Here is a 721-nt window from a genome sequence, read left to right on the forward strand (position 1 = left end):
CTGAACAAAGCTTTCGCTTTCCACTTTGGTAATCACATTATTAACCTGTTCAGTCAATTTATTCTGAACATTCGTGAGAGCCGTATTAACACCCTCAAACGCATCCGCTACATTCTGATAACTCTCTCTTTTTTCCTCTCCATCAGTATCGAAAGTTTTAATCTTAAAAGTAGGACCTACTGAGTTTCCATTTCCAAAGTCAGCACCACCACCGAAATAAGATGCAACACTGCTCCCTAGGGTATGAAGCTGAGAACCACTTACAGCTTCGTCTGAATTTTCATTGATTGTCCCGCCAAGTAGACCGGAAAGTTTCCGCCCTCCATTATCCTTATTTAGAATACTGATTTCGGTACCACCTGTTCCCTTACCAATAGTGATAAGGCCCGTTCCTCCATCACGGAGACTGCGCGTCAAAGCCATCTCTGCTACTTGCTTAACAAGAATACTGTCTCTTACTTCATTAATTTCAGTATTTGTTGCCAAAAGTTGGGAACCATTGACCGCTTCGGTCGATTCTGCTGTGAGTGCGCCATTTTGAATGCCTGTTATCTTCTTACTACCAGCGTCAATACCACCCGTTGTTATTTTCGGTCCACCAGAAATCACTAAGCCCGTTGCATCTAAGGTACTGTTTCCTGCAGTTACTTTATTGACTGCAATATCCTTAGCTAGATCAAATTTTATATTATTATTATCTTTGCCTTTGCTAATTTGAAGA

General features: G+C 41.2%; 1 pseudogene. It reads right to left on the bottom strand.

From position 1 onward, the window contains the following. Positions 1 to 721 (bottom strand): annotated as a pseudogene (locus ACFIL3_RS10805) (hypothetical protein); the annotation flags it as partial.

Source organism: Bartonella sp. CE47NXGY (assembly GCF_042195415.1).
GTDB lineage: Bacteria > Pseudomonadota > Alphaproteobacteria > Rhizobiales > Rhizobiaceae > Bartonella.